15 protein-coding genes, 23 tRNA genes and 1 rRNA gene are annotated in these 15195 nt (G+C 36.3%); 6 read left to right on the top strand and 33 right to left on the bottom strand.

All coding sequences use genetic code 11. The annotated features are described in order from the left end of the window. Positions 1-166 precede the first annotated feature (166 nt). The 6 genes from LPC09_RS07380 to LPC09_RS07355 form a co-directional block, all read right to left on the bottom strand. Positions 167-595 (bottom strand): ferritin-like domain-containing protein, encoded by a 429-nt coding sequence (locus tag LPC09_RS07380; RefSeq protein ID WP_231309323.1) that lies wholly within the window; start codon positions 593-595, stop codon positions 167-169. Between the two features lie 45 nt (positions 596-640). After that, the gene (locus LPC09_RS07375) at positions 641-1123 is read right to left on the bottom strand and encodes a hypothetical protein (RefSeq protein ID WP_231309322.1); all 483 of its coding nucleotides are present in this window, start codon (positions 1121-1123) and stop codon (positions 641-643) included. Between the two features lie 156 nt (positions 1124-1279). After that, positions 1280-1951: a GNAT family N-acetyltransferase gene (locus LPC09_RS07370; RefSeq protein ID WP_231309321.1), complete on the bottom strand. Its 672-nt coding sequence runs from the start codon at positions 1949-1951 to the stop codon at positions 1280-1282. Positions 1952-1971: 20 nt separating this feature from the next. Further along, complete coding sequence (locus LPC09_RS07365) at positions 1972-2640, bottom strand: GNAT family N-acetyltransferase (protein WP_098795312.1); 669 nt, start codon at positions 2638-2640, stop codon at positions 1972-1974. Between the two features lie 13 nt (positions 2641-2653). Then, positions 2654-3529, bottom strand: a complete 876-nt coding sequence (locus LPC09_RS07360; RefSeq protein ID WP_098795311.1) for a carbon-nitrogen hydrolase family protein — start codon at positions 3527-3529, stop codon at positions 2654-2656. 234 nt (positions 3530-3763) lie between these two features. Continuing rightward, the gene (locus LPC09_RS07355) at positions 3764-4027 is read right to left on the bottom strand and encodes a 2OG-Fe(II) oxygenase (protein WP_098795310.1); all 264 of its coding nucleotides are present in this window, start codon (positions 4025-4027) and stop codon (positions 3764-3766) included. A gap of 115 nt (positions 4028-4142) precedes the next feature. Here LPC09_RS07355 and LPC09_RS07350 point away from each other — a divergent pair, with 115 nt between their 5' ends. The 3 genes from LPC09_RS07350 to LPC09_RS07340 all read left to right on the top strand — a co-directional run bounded on the left by LPC09_RS07350 (position 4143) and on the right by LPC09_RS07340 (position 4996). Next, complete coding sequence (locus tag LPC09_RS07350) at positions 4143-4364, top strand: hypothetical protein (protein WP_098795309.1); 222 nt, start codon at positions 4143-4145, stop codon at positions 4362-4364. Positions 4365-4502: 138 nt separating this feature from the next. After that, positions 4503-4664 carry a sporulation histidine kinase inhibitor Sda gene (gene sda / locus LPC09_RS07345; protein WP_098795308.1) on the top strand — a complete coding sequence of 54 codons (162 nt, stop codon included), beginning with the start codon at positions 4503-4505 and terminating at the stop codon, positions 4662-4664. Between the two features lie 86 nt (positions 4665-4750). After that, complete coding sequence (locus tag LPC09_RS07340) at positions 4751-4996, top strand: DUF1256 domain-containing protein (RefSeq protein WP_098795307.1); 246 nt, start codon at positions 4751-4753, stop codon at positions 4994-4996. A gap of 313 nt (positions 4997-5309) precedes the next feature. On the opposite strand, the gene LPC09_RS07335 is transcribed toward LPC09_RS07340, so the two are convergent. The 24 genes from LPC09_RS07335 to rrf all read right to left on the bottom strand — a co-directional run bounded on the left by LPC09_RS07335 (position 5310) and on the right by rrf (position 8659). Beyond that, a tRNA-Arg gene (locus LPC09_RS07335) sits at positions 5310-5383 on the bottom strand. A 17-nt stretch (positions 5384-5400) separates the two neighbouring features. Further along, positions 5401-5475 (bottom strand) — tRNA-Asn (locus LPC09_RS07330). A 27-nt stretch (positions 5476-5502) separates the two neighbouring features. Further along, positions 5503-5575: transfer RNA gene (locus LPC09_RS07325), tRNA-Ile, on the bottom strand. Between the two features lie 13 nt (positions 5576-5588). Further along, a tRNA-Gly gene (locus tag LPC09_RS07320) sits at positions 5589-5662 on the bottom strand. A gap of 14 nt (positions 5663-5676) precedes the next feature. Continuing rightward, a tRNA-Cys gene (locus LPC09_RS07315) sits at positions 5677-5750 on the bottom strand. A 10-nt stretch (positions 5751-5760) separates the two neighbouring features. Continuing rightward, a tRNA-Gln gene (locus LPC09_RS07310) sits at positions 5761-5835 on the bottom strand. Between the two features lie 301 nt (positions 5836-6136). After that, positions 6137-6212: transfer RNA gene (locus LPC09_RS07305), tRNA-His, on the bottom strand. A 17-nt stretch (positions 6213-6229) separates the two neighbouring features. Further along, positions 6230-6303, bottom strand: a tRNA-Trp gene (locus tag LPC09_RS07300). Between the two features lie 58 nt (positions 6304-6361). Then, positions 6362-6445 (bottom strand) — tRNA-Tyr (locus LPC09_RS07295). An 11-nt stretch (positions 6446-6456) separates the two neighbouring features. Then, positions 6457-6529: transfer RNA gene (locus tag LPC09_RS07290), tRNA-Thr, on the bottom strand. Between the two features lie 161 nt (positions 6530-6690). Beyond that, positions 6691-6763 (bottom strand) — tRNA-Phe (locus tag LPC09_RS07285). A gap of 233 nt (positions 6764-6996) precedes the next feature. Continuing rightward, a tRNA-Asp gene (locus LPC09_RS07280) sits at positions 6997-7073 on the bottom strand. A 145-nt stretch (positions 7074-7218) separates the two neighbouring features. Then, a tRNA-Met gene (locus tag LPC09_RS07275) sits at positions 7219-7295 on the bottom strand. A 24-nt stretch (positions 7296-7319) separates the two neighbouring features. Then, positions 7320-7412: transfer RNA gene (locus LPC09_RS07270), tRNA-Ser, on the bottom strand. 35 nt (positions 7413-7447) lie between these two features. Beyond that, positions 7448-7524: transfer RNA gene (locus LPC09_RS07265), tRNA-Met, on the bottom strand. A gap of 156 nt (positions 7525-7680) precedes the next feature. Next, positions 7681-7756 (bottom strand) — tRNA-Ala (locus LPC09_RS07260). A 12-nt stretch (positions 7757-7768) separates the two neighbouring features. Next, positions 7769-7845: transfer RNA gene (locus LPC09_RS07255), tRNA-Pro, on the bottom strand. A gap of 17 nt (positions 7846-7862) precedes the next feature. After that, positions 7863-7939, bottom strand: a tRNA-Arg gene (locus LPC09_RS07250). Between the two features lie 58 nt (positions 7940-7997). Then, positions 7998-8086: transfer RNA gene (locus LPC09_RS07245), tRNA-Leu, on the bottom strand. An 8-nt stretch (positions 8087-8094) separates the two neighbouring features. Then, positions 8095-8169 (bottom strand) — tRNA-Gly (locus LPC09_RS07240). Between the two features lie 37 nt (positions 8170-8206). Further along, a tRNA-Leu gene (locus tag LPC09_RS07235) sits at positions 8207-8292 on the bottom strand. 33 nt (positions 8293-8325) lie between these two features. Beyond that, positions 8326-8401: transfer RNA gene (locus tag LPC09_RS07230), tRNA-Val, on the bottom strand. 41 nt (positions 8402-8442) lie between these two features. Further along, positions 8443-8514, bottom strand: a tRNA-Glu gene (locus tag LPC09_RS07225). A 29-nt stretch (positions 8515-8543) separates the two neighbouring features. Next, a 5S ribosomal RNA gene (rrf, locus tag LPC09_RS07220) occupies positions 8544-8659 on the bottom strand. Between the two features lie 323 nt (positions 8660-8982). Between rrf and LPC09_RS07215 the strand changes: the two genes are divergently transcribed. The 3 genes from LPC09_RS07215 to LPC09_RS07205 all read left to right on the top strand — a co-directional run bounded on the left by LPC09_RS07215 (position 8983) and on the right by LPC09_RS07205 (position 10900). Beyond that, positions 8983-9246: a DUF1292 domain-containing protein gene (locus LPC09_RS07215; RefSeq protein WP_231309319.1), complete on the top strand. Its 264-nt coding sequence runs from the start codon at positions 8983-8985 to the stop codon at positions 9244-9246. Positions 9247-9591: 345 nt separating this feature from the next. Further along, positions 9592-9780, top strand: coding sequence for a hypothetical protein (locus tag LPC09_RS07210; RefSeq protein WP_098798479.1), 189 nt, complete (start codon positions 9592-9594; stop codon positions 9778-9780). Between the two features lie 163 nt (positions 9781-9943). After that, a complete protein-coding gene (locus tag LPC09_RS07205; protein WP_231309318.1) occupies positions 9944-10900 on the top strand; it encodes a 3'-5' exonuclease in 957 nt (318 codons plus the stop codon). A gap of 57 nt (positions 10901-10957) precedes the next feature. Here LPC09_RS07205 and LPC09_RS07200 read toward each other — a convergent pair whose 3' ends face one another. The 3 genes from LPC09_RS07200 to LPC09_RS07190 form a co-directional block, all read right to left on the bottom strand. After that, positions 10958-12022: a hypothetical protein gene (locus LPC09_RS07200; protein ID WP_231309317.1), complete on the bottom strand. Its 1065-nt coding sequence runs from the start codon at positions 12020-12022 to the stop codon at positions 10958-10960. 216 nt (positions 12023-12238) lie between these two features. Next, complete coding sequence (locus LPC09_RS07195) at positions 12239-13564, bottom strand: aminotransferase family protein (RefSeq protein WP_231309316.1); 1326 nt, start codon at positions 13562-13564, stop codon at positions 12239-12241. Continuing rightward, entirely contained in the window at positions 13561-15180 is a 1620-nt protein-coding gene (locus LPC09_RS07190) for an amidohydrolase (RefSeq protein ID WP_231309315.1), read from the bottom strand. The genes LPC09_RS07195 and LPC09_RS07190 overlap by 4 nt, the downstream gene beginning before the upstream one ends. Positions 15181-15195: the final 15 nt, after the last annotated feature.

The following is a 15195-nucleotide window of genomic DNA, read 5'->3' as shown; positions in this document are numbered from 1 at the left end:
TCTATATTTCATTATCAATTCATGTATGTATTGACTAATTAGTAATTGTTCTTATTATTGTAGATGAAAAATATGAAAAAGTGGTAGTATATTGACGGGGGAATTAGCTGGAGAAAAATTTCTTTTAGAACAAAGCAATAAAAAAAAGAGCTAATGGCAGCTCTTCTTAGTGAAGCATATCTTTTAAAATCTGTACATGTTGTCGATCTTTATCCAATATCTGTTCGATAAGTTGTCGACTTTCTTCGTCTAAATCTCCCCTTACAATTTCCTCTGACATACCAATTCCATAATAGCTTTCACCTTTTTTTGCACTTTGAATAATACCTTCCGTTGTGTCTGGAATTTGGAATTGGCTGATAAATCCTTGAACAGACCCAACAATTCCCTCACTACTTACAGGTGTACCCCCAAGATTTTGAATTCTCTCAGCTACATGTAAGGCATGCTGTTTATGCTCCTGTTGCATCGTTTGAAATTGTTTTTTTATTAATCCATCATCTAGCTTTTCAATGAAATGTTCATAAGAACGAATCCCCATATATTGTCCTTTTAAAAATTCATTTAAAGTATCTATAACATTTTCCTCTTTCAATCACTTTTCTCTCCTTTCTTAATCGAATATGAAGTATGTAATGATTCAACTTGTTGATTTATTATGGTTTACTTTATTTCCTTTTTCTTTTAAAAGTTGAAAACCATACAGCAATAGTGCTTTAAATTGAAAAACGAAGAGCAATTGTAATCTAGTCATACGAACCAACGAACTAACACCTAATTTTTGAAACCAGTTTACTAGCCGATAAGAAAAGAATGAATCAACAAGCAAATTGATCAAAAGATATAAATAAAATTTTCCATAAGTGAATTTCATGATCCACAGAGAGCCTATAAAAAAGGGACCAAAAATGAGTGGAGTTTCACCCCTTATTTTAGGATGGATACTTTCATAGAACCACCACCATCTTCTTTTTTTTGCAATATAACTTTCAAGCCATACAATAATTGAAATAAATATACTTGCAGGATAATACCGTTTAAATGATTTTTTATCGATAAATGGCAGAGAAAACCAGGGAAGAATCATCATTAAACACAATAAGGATCTTGTATATTTAAGCAATTATAGGTTCTCCTCCTTTTTTCAAATTTCATTTAAACACTACCTGATAAAATCTGTCTTTTAATAATAAGTTTTTGCAAGGACAGGATAAATATACGAACTATTTTCATAGAAAAAGCCCACTATAAAAAGTGGGCTAGTGGGCTTTTGAAATTATTAAATATTTTTTAAAGCTAAATGCTCCTTAGACTCAAGTTCTTCGATCATCTTAAGCCATGCTTCAGGCTTGTTAGGTAGTACAGTATAATACCTCTTCAGGAATTTTACAACTAAATCAGATTGAATGGTTGTGGTGTTTTCTCCCATTGGTAAGAAGCAAAGATCAAGACCTGTTACAGCCTCTCCATCATTATTCCATGAGGGATGAACATAAGGAAAATCAATTCGTTTATAACCAAGGTGAGCTAATACTTCTCGACGTACATACGGATCCATCGGTTTTACACCGCCAAATTCAAAATCTTCAACACGATAAGGATCATAGATTTCCGCGAACATACCTGATAGTTTTTGTCCATTTTCATTAGCTAGTTGCTGCAGATCATGAGATCGATTGTTTGCTAAGAAAGGACCCACTCCAAGGCCAGCCTGACCAATAATCGTAAAATCAGTCATTGCCACATTATAGTCTTCATAATATCGATACTCTGTTGCTCCTACAACTTTGCCTTCGTGAACAGCAACAAATACACGAATACCAGGATCTTCTAAAGGCTCTTTCCAAAGATTGAATTCCAACACTTCTTCGGGCGGGAAAACCTCCTTCATGAGTTGATGCATTTGTGCAAATTGTGGGTCTTCAATATTTGTTATACGGTTATACTCCATTAATAATTCTCCTTTAATGATTATTCAACATGAAACGGATTCTTCCATTCCATAAGAGTGCTATAATGGCATGATTCTTCATCTTCTAAGTAGTTTGATACAACTCCAATAGGTGTTCTGCTGCACCGTAACAAAAACGTTAAAACAGGATCTTTAATTGTTCCTTTTACAACAGCTGCTACATATTGCTCAGGTGACATATCGTCAGACTTTTTATGATAGCCGGGCATACGTCCACCACCAAGCAATCGTTCTAACCCTAAATGAATAACCACTTCATACATTGACAGCATCAACCATTTTCCTAGACCTAATTTTCTATATTTAGGCCTTACACCTATATCGACAACATATAAGGTGTTGCCTTCTGGGCTATGATTACGGATGTACCCGTTATCTGTTATTTCTCCCCATGTATGGTTAGGATGATCCGGATTAAAATCTACAATTAATGCAGTCATTGATCCTGCCATCTCCCCCTCAATCTCAATACATAAAGCACCTTGTTGAAATAATTCAATGTGGTTTTCCAATTGCTCTTCATTCCACCAAAGCTCTGATGGAAAAGGAGGAGGAAAACTTTCTTGCTGAATTAGGATTAAATTTTTGAAATCTTTTTTTTCATAGTTACGAATTACAGCTTTAATTGGTTTATCTTGGTCGAAAACATAAAATTCTTTTCGATACATAGAAACCTCCTGTTTAATACGTTATTTTTTCTGGTTCCCAATCAGGATAAAGATCCGTACGACGATCTCTCCATGTAGTAACAGAGCCTGTGAGGCGTACTTTATACAGAAGCTCTAAATTCAAATCTGCTGTTACAATCATATCTTGATTAATTTCACCTTCAACCATAATTCCTTTTGGCGGGAAAGGAACATCATTCGGAGTAATAACAGCCGCTTGCCCGAAGTTTCCTCTCATAAAATCAACTGTTTGAAGAGATCCAACTGTACCAGTAGTGACAACGTATACTTGATTTTCAATTGCTCTAGCATGGCTTGTGTAACGAACACGATGGAAACCATGACGATCATCTGTACAAGAAGGACAAAAGATTACATCTGCCCCCTTTGCCTTTGCCATTCGAACAATTTCAGGAAACTCAATATCATAACAAGTTAGCATGGCTATTGTCCCTTTTTCTGTTACAAATACTTGCAGACTATCACCTGCACTCATATTCCACTCTTCTACTTCGGTAGGTGTAATATGCAGCTTTGCTTGTTCAGCTACTCGACCATCTGGATAAAAAAGATGTGCCACATTATATAACTTACCTTCTTTTTCTATGACATGAGTTCCACCAATAATATGCATTCCTGTACTCATGGCAAGTTCAATAAATAGGGATCTATATTTTTCAGTAAAATCGGGTAAACGATAAATAGGTAATGCATTACCTTGTTCATCCCCAATGGATAATAATTGTGTGGTAAAAAACTCAGGAAACAAAATAAAATCTGAACCAAATTCTTCAGCTGTTTTAACATAGTGTTTGACTTGACTTGCAAACTCCTCAAACGAATGAATCGTGTGAAGGTGATATTGTACTGCAGATACTCTTAAGTTCATTTCTTAAACCTCTTTTCAATCAATCTATGAATTCATAAAACGCACTCATGGATGATACTATCCACATTATTAAATAACAAGCAATATTTTACAAGTACATACTTTACTTTCACTAAGTGTGTAAATGTATACTAATGTATTTTACAAAGCATAATAAAAAACCACAAACAAAAAATATGTGGTTTTTAAAAATTCTTTAAGTTACTAGTCTAAACATATTATTTCTGATAAAATTTACTCATATAATGATTTAACCTTTCGTAGATCTTCTATTAAATCATTCATTTCCTTTCCTGTTAAGTGTACCGGTAATTGATCGTATAATGTTACAAATTGCCCACCATCATCATCTTTATGCTTTGTTAGATATTCATAGAGCATTGATATTTGCCTTTCTTTTAGAGTAGATTCTGTATGAAAACGCTTTACAGTATGTATTGAAAATTCATTCATGGAAAAATCAAACTCTCCAGAAATAATTGTACCTTCTATTTTCATCTTTACACCACCTTATTTTCACTATTATTTATTTTATCCTTTATATTTCTCAATTATTTCGGAAATATTTTATTTATCACATCATTATGATTATCCTTAGAAAGGACTATTTATTATGGAAAAATTCTTTTCAAAAGTTGAAAAATGGCAAGAAATGCATACCCTTCTTCGAGTGGCATATACAAAAACGAAAATAGGGAGAACCTCATTTTCTGGTCGTGTTATTCATTTATCACCAGATAGAACTCAACTTTTATTTTATAATGTTGATACAAAATCTGTATGCAGTCTTGAATTGAATGAAATTGATGATCTTATACCTTACGAAAATAGCTAATAAGTTCCCTTCATCATCCTCTCTAAAACAAGAATCTTCTTGTCAAAATATAAGAATGATCGTCGAAACCCTTATCATTCTTTTTGAAATTGGCTACAATAAATTTTGCAATCAAAAATATTCAAGGAGTTTCAAAAAATGCAAAAAAAGACAACCCTTCAATTAATCTCAAACTTAACACTTTATAAAGCATATAAGGATGCTATCAAGTTAAAGGCATCAGATGAATTTATTCATTTATTACTGAACGAAATCGAATCCCGTCCAATGCCTCTACCAATCTCAACAAAAAAATATTAATCCCTTTCATATCACCTAAAAATCAACTCCCTCTGCGAAAAATGCAGAAATAAATTCAGAAAATTCTTTATCTTAATATAAGAAATATGAATTTATATGAAGCATTACAAGATATGATCCCTACTAATATAACCAACAATAGAGTTGTATTTGTTTACATAGGAACAGACCGTTCAACAGGTGATTCGTTAGGTCCATTAGTAGATTCATTCCTAAAAAAGAAGGGTTACAGAAATGTAATTGGTACAATTAACAACCTCGTACATGCTACAAATCTAAATGAGAGGCTTAGTGATGTTCCTTCAAATAAGAAAGTAATTGTAATTGATTAAATGTTAGGGAAAATTGAATCATCGGCAAGTTTTATGTATTTGATGGAGGACTAAAACCTGTGCAGGGGTTGGTAAAAAGAGTTAGATACTGTTGGCGATTATAACATAACAGGTGTCGTCAATGTAGGAGGATTTTTATCACAATGAAAAAGTGGATCAAATCGAATTTATGTTTGCTACTTCTATAGAAATTAAATAATAACGAGGTAAAACCATGTTGTCGGAAAGAAGAAAATGATGTGATGAATATCTCTCTAGGAGTTAAATAAAAAATAAAAAAAGACCAGGATTAGATCACTAGTCTCTTTTTTGACGCGCCTTAGAGGATTCGAACCTCTGACCGACGGCTTAGAAGGCCGTTGCTCTATCCTGCTGAGCTAAAGGCGCAATTTATAAAGATAAAATGGCTCCGCAGGTAGGACTCGAACCTACGACCGATCGGTTAACAGCCGATTGCTCTACCACTGAGCTACTGCGGAACAAAATGAAATATGCATGATTTAAAGTGGAGCTAAATGAACTCGAACCATCGACCTCACGCTTATCAGGCATGCGCTCTAAGCAGCTGAGCTATAACCCATAAGTTTCTTTTTGGAGCGGGTGAAGGGAATCGAACCCTCATCATCAGCTTGGAAGGCTGAGGTTTTACCACTAAACTACACCCGCATATTGAAATGAATTGGAGGCACCACCCGGATTTGAACCGGGGATAGAGGTTTTGCAGACCTCGGCCTTACCACTTGGCTATGATGCCTTAAAATAAATGGCTGGGCTAGCTGGAACCGAACCAACGCATGTCGCAGTCAAAGTGCGATGCCTTACCGCTTGGCTATAGCCCATTGAATAACCTTCAAGAATAAACTTCCCTGAATAAGCTACATGAATCCTCATCGCAAGAGGATATTCTGGGGTATTTCTGACAGGAAATATCACGGAATATCGTCGACAACTAGGTATACTTTCCAGCTTAATCTGTGTCGATCACTTTATATTCCAAACTTTCTACACAAAAATAAAAGTCTCGTGCTCTACACCAGCAAGAGGATATTCTAAAGGAAATATCGTCGAAAACTAAGTGCTTTTAAGCATCTAAAAATACTAAGTAACAAGATACTAAGCAACGATGTCTGAATATACAATTGGGGCGGCTGATGGGAATCGAACCCACGAATGTCGGAACCACAATCCGATGCGTTAACCACTTCGCCACAACCGCCATTAATTTTTATATATTGGCAGGGGCAGTAGGAATCGAACCCACACCAAAGGTTTTGGAGACCTCTATTCTACCGTTAAACTATGCCCCTAATATTTAAGAGTTGTTTTTTAAATTAATGCTAGATATGTTGCTGTCGCAAAAATCTATGGTGGAGGGGGGCAGATTCGAACTGCCGAACCCTAAGGAGCGGATTTACAGTCCGCCGCGTTTAGCCACTTCGCTACCCCTCCATATATGAGAGTGCCGGCGAGAGGACTTGAACCCCCAACCTACTGATTACAAGTCAGTTGCTCTACCAATTGAGCTACACCGGCATTACTATAGATGTATATAAAGTTTTTCCTTACTTACCTGTCACCCAAATCTCAGGAAGTTCATTCAAGTAGCGGCTCGATTTGTGTGCTGAAGCAAAAGCTTCGAAGCATATTCGATCGTGCTCTACCAATTGAGCTACAGGCATCATTATAGATAAAGGTGGCTCGGGACGGAATCGAACCGCCGACACATGGATTTTCAGTCCATTGCTCTACCAACTGAGCTACCGAGCCGAATAATTAGTTAGTATTAATAAGTAAGATAAAGGATTGCTCTTTACGTATAAGTTATTTATACGTATAACTTATACGTATTCTACTAGTGTTTTTAACTAGTAGATCGTCCTCATCTCAGAAGGATTATTCAAGAAGCAGCTTGATGAGTACGCTGAAGTTTTATTCAGAGAAGCATATTCGAACGTGTTCTACTAACTGAGCTACCTAGCCAAATTAGTTTACGGCAATAATGGCGGTCCGGACGGGACTCGAACCCGCGACCTCCTGCGTGACAGGCAGGCATTCTAACCAACTGAACTACCGGACCAGAGTTTTTTCACGTAGTGAAAATAACTTACCTTAACATAATATTTTAACATTCATATTACATTACATTTTTTTGGTTGCACTTAACAGCACTACTATATTGACTTGCTTAGATGATTACTCGACGTAGCATCGTCAACTGAAATTGGTTGCGGGGACAGGATTTGAACCTGCGACCTTCGGGTTATGAGCCCGACGAGCTACCGAACTGCTCCACCCCGCGATGATAAAAATATAATAAATTATATGGAGGAGGAAGGGGGATTCGAACCCCCGCGGGCTTTGACACCCCTGTCGGTTTTCAAGACCGATCCCTTCAGCCGGACTTGGGTATTCCTCCAATAACATATGTGACCTATTGGTCGTTTGTGAATATGGTAGCGGCGGAGGGAATCGAACCCACGACCTCACGGGTATGAACCGTACGCTCTAGCCAGCTGAGCTACACCGCCATAGTTACAATACGCTCATTGTAAAAAACCATGTTCGTCATGTCTCTTCCAGACACATTCCTCACAAGCCTACAATGGAGATTTTTCAAGATGTTTACGGCTCGCTCTAGCCAGCTGAGCTAGACCGCCATAATCATTGTTTGTTACTTATAAATTTGGTGGAGCCTAGCGGGATCGAACCGCTGACCTCCTGCGTGCAAAGCAGGCGCTCTCCCAGCTGAGCTAAGGCCCCAATATTTAATGATGGTCGGGAAGACAGGATTCGAACCTGCGACCCCTTGGTCCCAAACCAAGTGCTCTACCAAGCTGAGCTACTTCCCGTACTTGATAACTAAAACTGGCGCGCCCGAGAGGAGTCGAACCCCTAACCTTTTGATCCGTAGTCAAACGCTCTATCCAATTGAGCTACGGGCGCATAGTTTTTAAAAGTTTTTGGATTAATGTGCGTTATTTTCGCTGACGCGAAAAAACGTTGGTGCCGAGGACCGGAATCGAACCGGTACGGTAGTCACCTACCGCAGGATTTTAAGTCCTGTGCGTCTGCCAGTTCCGCCACCCCGGCACTACTATTGGAGCGGAAGACGGGATTCGAACCCGCGACCCCCACCTTGGCAAGGTGGTGTTCTACCACTGAACTACTTCCGCAATATTGTTAGTTATTTTCGCTAACGTGAAAAAACTTTGGTGCGGGTGAAGGGACTTGAACCCCCACGTCACAAGGACACTAGATCCTAAGTCTAGCGCGTCTGCCAATTCCGCCACACCCGCATAGTAAGTTAATTCGCTAGTGCGAAAATAATATGGTGGAGGATGACGGGATCGAACCGCCGACCCCCTGCTTGTAAGGCAGGTGCTCTCCCAGCTGAGCTAATCCTCCAAATCAATATGTTACTTCCTATTAATTTAAATTATAGTAAGTGACCCATACGGGATTCGAACCCGTGTTACCGCCGTGAAAGGGCGGTGTCTTAACCGCTTGACCAATGGGCCATATTTATTTTTGACCATAAGATGGTCATGCCTGGCAACGTCCTACTCTCACAGGGGGAATCCCCCAACTACCATCGGCGCTGAAGAGCTTAACTTCCGTGTTCGGCATGGGAACGGGTGTGACCTCTTCGCCATCATTACCAGACAAATTTCAAAGACAAATATTATTATAATTACTTCACGAAAAATTTCAAGACCTTTTTATAAAAAACTTATTTCGCTTGTCTTGTTTCGAATGAAGCAGGATTTATAATTTATCACACTAGTTAATCATGTGTCAATATCTTAATTGTATTTACCAAGCTTACTCGGCAACGGAAACAATCATATCATCTCAATTTATAAAAGAAAAGATCCAAATTATGGGCTATTGAGTTTTTATTTTTCTATATAAGTAATCTCCCTCTCAAGCTCATTAAATGATTCTACTTAGGATAAACTACTTTTGACAATTTGGAGGTGTGTAAAATGACCTTGGAGCAAGAAAGGGATTTTATTACAGTCGAAGATGAGAACGGCAAGGAAAGAACATTTTCAGTTGAAGCATTACTTGTAGTGGAAGCTGACACCTATGCTCTATTGACATCAAAAGACCATTATTATGATCCAATCATTATGCAGGTTTTAAACGAAGAAGATGGTCAATATCTTGTTGGAGTTTCAGATCCAATTAAAAAGAATATCGTTATAGATGCGTATGAAATTGCTGTTGATGCGAACCCTGCTAATTAAACCTTTCCTGCTCAAGCTGGTTCACATAACAAGTATCTAGTATACAACGAACAAAATAAAGTTCTTTTCAATATGACAATTGGTCATCGAGCAATCGGGTTGCCTTTAATCCAGCTTACGTACATTGGAAGTTATGTTCCATCAATAATGCCAGATAGATATAATGCTTTTATCTATATAAACCAGTCAAATGCTCTCAATCTAATTAAGGTACAAGAGGTCTTACTCTAATTAAGGTAAAGAGTTAAATTTTACTCCCTTCTTCCTCATAAGTAAAGGCTAGAAATTAATTTTTCCCTTGTTATAATGCTAAATGGATAGATTATTTCAAAAAGGTGGGCATTTATGGGGAACACATGTCGGTTTGTTGTCAATGCGGTAGGTAAAAAGGGAGAAACTTACTATACGCAACTAAACACAAAAAAAGAACTTGAAAATTGGATAACAGACCATCAAGACAAATTATTAATGGATGAATTAAAAATCGTAGACAAGAAATTACCGCCTTTCTTAAAATGGTTTTTGAACAAATAAAATAAGAAGCATAAGGAGATATTTGGTTATCTTCTTATGCTTTTTTCTATTTAAAGGAAGTAAAAGGCTAATTGTAATATTACACATACTTTCATTTTACACTTATTGGACCTTTTCATTTTAAACTTTCCCCCATATAATTACCTTTTAAGGGGGGAAATGAATGGCGGACATCAAACAATATATTTTCTTTGATTTCGAAATGATATGCTCTGATCAAGGGATGGCTTTTGAGAAGATGGAAGCCATTCGTTTGGGCGCTGTAAAATATGAATTAGATTCAAAAAAAATTTCATATTTTGATCGATTTATACGACCGGAAAACAGCAATCCTTTAACTGAATTTTGCAAAACGTTAACCGGTATTAAAGATTCTGATTTACAAAAAGCAAGCGATTTTAAAGACGTTTTTGCTGAATTTCTTGAATGGGTTGGTGGGTTAAAGAAGTCTCAATATTTTTCCTGGTCGCCAAGTGATTTATCACGACTAAAAATCGACGCATTAAAACATTGCATTCCTGAACGTACAATTAGAAAAATTGAAACACGATATACTGACTTTCAAGATATTTTTAAAAAGACAGTTTCTAAGACTAATATTTCGGTTGAGGATGCATTAGCTCTGTATGGATTAGAGTTTTTAGGTGACAAGCATAACCCTATGTATGATGCTTACAATACACTTCGTATTTATCAAAGCTATTTGTGTGAACCGATTAAATCCGACATGATTATGCTAAAAAAATTCATCTTTGAAGAAGAATCACCTGAAGATATGAATATGATAAATCTAAAGCTTTCTATGCACATGCAACAAGACGCCAAAGAAATAACAGAACAATTACGCGAGATATACCGGCTACGTGATGTAAAGAAGCTCTTAAAGCCGATTAAGAGACTTTCTCTAAAATATGAAAATGTGTTTATAAATCGATCTGGAATATTTACAAGACAAAATGTATATGATGCAGAGTGCTTTCTTTCTTTTTATCAAGATTTTCTTTTTACTTTTGAAGAACATTTTGCGCATTCTTCAAGAGTTGTTATTTTACACGAATATATGCTTAACCCATTAAAGGAAGTTATCTCAATAAACACTAAAAACCCCACCTTCATTTAGTGGGGTTTTTAGTTTCGTTCATTACCTTCTATTATAGCAAGTATATCTTTGGTTTAATTAGGCCTCTATTTTACTCAATAATGCTTGATAAAATCTCTCAGGCTCATCAGGCGAAAGATGTACTTTCTTTACTTTTCTCTTAAAGCCATACATGAATCTGGCTTCCTGCTCACAAGTAAATTCGATTTCAAAAATTGGCTTTTCTTTCATAAAATCAGATAATACTGCATCAAATACCTTTTCTCTCTCTTCTTTGGACAATTTTTCAGGACCATCATAATAGCGAATGCTTTTTATCTCCTCTAATGGAACGATTAGCTGCTTTGCTAATCCAACCTGTAAAGACATCAAACGGTCACTAATAATGAAAGGCGTTAGGCGAATAGAGTGAATTTCAGCTACTAAAAAGAAAAGGGTGTACACATTCAAAACGAGTGAGATGATCGCCACAATCTCATTCCAAGAATGAAGTAAAAAATGAAACCCTACAGATTCAAGTATCAAAGCGTGAATTAACATGATATTAAATGCCATAGAACTTGACTTTTTATGGTACGAAAACATTTCATGATTATTACTAATAGTCAGTGATTTCTTTCTCCAAGTGCAAAGGCTAAAATAAAACATAGAAAGTTCAGATACGATTATACTTAAGAATCGCGAAGGCTTTAACTCTTGATAAATAGACTGTTCAATTCGATATTGTAGTGTAGGAATTTCCGTTTGGTGTGTTTTTACTCTTTTTAAGATAGCTGGTATTTTGGTTATTAATTTATAAAGAATGTAAAGCTCTAGTAATAATAATGCCCCTTCCCCAGCAAAGAGCAGGTATTTCACAAAAGAATAGGATGAAAGTAGTCCATTCGGTACAACAAGATAAGCAATCCCATAGCCTGCTAATGCAACAGGAAGTAGATATTTTAGCGAGTAGCGTTTTCTTATAATAAAAAAATACGCCAATAATGGAATAACAATAATAAAATCAAACAGAGAACCTAATGCAACCCCATTCGGAAGCGGTTTCATAAATTCCACACGATAAAGCATTGTATTGGCTGCAATAATTAATGCAAGAAGAATAAAAAAACTAATCCAGCTTTTCTTTGTAAAAGCATGCATCATGCATACCTCCTTTCTTCTATTATATAAGAAAAGATAGATAGAAATGGGCGTAAATAAAGGTAATTTATTACAATTTTATGGCGGATTTATTCTTATCTGATTAAAATGATTGTTTATGCAATCCATTAACAATAGAAAAAAGCCGTACCAATTCGGTACAGCCTCTTCATTCGACATACTTCGGGTCGTGCCTGTCACTTGTCGAATTGTCATTTGTCAGACTAGAGCTTTGTTCACTACCGCCGCAATAGATTCCTTTAATATACTAATGATTTTCTCAACTTCTGGTTTTGTGATGATTAGCGGAGGTGCTATAACCAATGTGTCGCTATCGTTATATATAACACATCTGCATATTAAACCACGTTCAGCAGCTTCAGCCATTACCCTTGGAGCAACCTTTTCTGTAAACCGCTCTTTTGTATCACGATTTGAATAGAATTCAAATCCCCCTAATAATCCAATAATACGTGTATCTCCCACTTGTTCGAATTCATCTTCTAATCGTTTAAAACCTTCCATAAACACCCCTTCCATTTCTTTGCAATTCTCAACAATCCCCTCTTTCTCCATTATTTCTAAATTTTTCAACCCAACCTGACAAGCTACAGGGTGACCACTATAAGTAAATCCATGAAACAAAGTGCCTGTTGATTTCTCTTTTAGAACATCAAAGATTTTTTCTGAAATCATCACACCCCCAAGTGGAAAATAACCACTTGTTACACCTTTTGCAAAACTCATCATATCTGGAACAACATCCCAATTTTCCAATGCAAACATTTTTCCAGTTCGACCAAACCCAGTAATGACCTCATCTGCAATAAATAATATTCCATATTCATCACAAATGCTTCGTACCTCTTTGAAATAATCTTCAGTAGGGACAAATAGGCCTCCTGCTCCCATAACCGGTTCTGCAATAAACGCTGCAACTGTTCTTGGACCCTCTTCTTCAATAACTTCTCTAAGCGATTCTGCTGACATTGGTTCTGCATAGACGAAATCTGGAGCAAGAGAATTCGTCACTCGATGAAACTCTGGTATACCTGTTGCACTCGTTGCACCTGTCGCTACACCATGATAAGCTTTTTTTCTTGAAATGATTTTCTTACGGTTTGGTTCTCCTTTTAAAATCCAATAATACCGAGCTAACTTAAACGCTGAATCATTTGCCTCCGATCCCCCAGATGTAAAAAATACCGTATTTAAATCTCCAGGTGCTAAATGTGCAAGCTTCTCAGCAAGTCGAATTGCTGGCTCATGACTAAATGTAGAGAAGGCTGAACTAAAACTCAATTTGTTTATCTGCTCCATAGCTACTTCACCCAATTCTTTTCTTCCATAACCTATTGCAACATTCCATAAGGAAGACATTCCTTCTATATATTCCTTACCCTCAATATCTTTCAAATAGATTCCATAACCTTCTTCAAAGATAAAAGCTGGACCGTTTTCCTGTTGTTGTTTTACAGATGATGTTGGATGCAGAAAATGCTTTTTATCTAACTCCACAAGTCTTTGTTTTAATTCATTTTTCATAATATTTCCTCCTTTAGTAATGTTGAAAATTTATTATGATAAACAACCCTTCCACCTATGATGGTCATTTCAACTTTCGTTTCTCTAACTTCATAAGCAGAAAATTCCAAAAATTTAGATGGAAGAACAGTTAAATCTCCTAATTTCCCTATTTCTAATGATCCTTTTACATTTTCTTCAAAAGAAGCTTTTGCGGCATTTATTGTGTACATTTTTAATGCCTCATAGAGATTAATTCTATTTTCAGATGAGAAAATTTCCCCTTTTGCAGTTTCTCTACACATCGCTGCATAAATGCCTAAAAGCGGAGAAGATGGTGTAATTGGAAAGTCAGAACTTCCTGCCGGTGCAAGGCCATAGTTCAAGTATTTTTTATTTGCAAAAACATAAGGAATCATAGATGAATCTAGGTTTTCTAAGTAAACATCACCAGCTTGATGCACTAAAGTTGGCTGTGGAACCGGAATAATTTCTAGTTTCTTCATCCTTTCCAATAATTTATTGTTGGTGACCATCGCATGCTCAATCCTGTGTCGATGATCTTTTCTTGGGTACTTTTTTAGTGCCGCTTCATAAGCGTCTAAAACTTGTTCTATCGCCTTATCTCCAATCGCATGAATGGCAATTTGAAACCCCAATTGATGAGCGTCCAAAACTTTTGATTTTAGTTCTTCATCACTGTACATCAGCATTCCTTTATTACCAGGTGAATTTTTGTAATCTTGGGATATGGCAGCAGTTTTTCCACTTATCGTTCCATCTGCGAACATTTTTATTGTACCGACCCTTAAGTTTGGATAACTTTCTTGTGAGAGTAAATTTAGATCTTTCGCATCATTAATATATTTATCTAGTATCATTGCATATATTCTTAAAGGAATTCTTTGTTCTTGTACCATTTCATGTAAAACATGAAATTCATCTAGTAAGTTATAAAAGAAACCCATTCCAGCTTCATGTACCGAAGTAATTCCTCTTGCAACATTGTGTTCAGAAACTAGTTTAATAGCTTCTTTCATTTGTTCTTTTGTATAAGGTGGCATTATTTTTCTTACTATATCCACCGCTTGTTCTTTTAATAATCCAGTAGCCTGCCCATTTGCATCTCTGACAATTTCTCCATTTTTAACTGTTGTGTGTTCATCAATTCCAGCTAGTTCTAAAACTGTTCTATTCACAACAGCAGCATGTGCACAATACCTGTTTAAAAAGATCGGATTTTCAATATCTTCAAAATCATATTGATCAGGATGTCTCTCATCTATGAGATTTGCTTCATCATAGCCCCAGCCAATAATCCAATCATCAGGTTTAGAGACGTTTGCCTTTTCTTGAATAACATCCACCATTTCCTTAATAGATGTTTGATTACAATGCACATAGACTAAATTAAATCCACTAATAAATAAGTGTTGATGGGCATCAATAAAGCCCGGAATAACCGTTTTCCCTTCTAAATCAATCACTTTTGTTTTTGGTCCAATCAAACCTTTAATGGATTCATTGGTTCCAAGTAACATAATGTGATCATTTTTAATCGCTATGAATCTATAAATACTTTGGTCCTTATCCATAGTTACGATTTCACCATTATATAAAACCAGATCTGCAAACATTTTATTCCTCCAATA

This window comes from Metabacillus sp. B2-18, from assembly GCF_021117275.1.
Classification (GTDB): Bacteria; Bacillota; Bacilli; order Bacillales; family Bacillaceae; genus Metabacillus.
The sequence above is the reverse complement of the archived record's forward strand: the minus strand, read 5'-3'. Positions and strand labels throughout refer to the sequence as shown.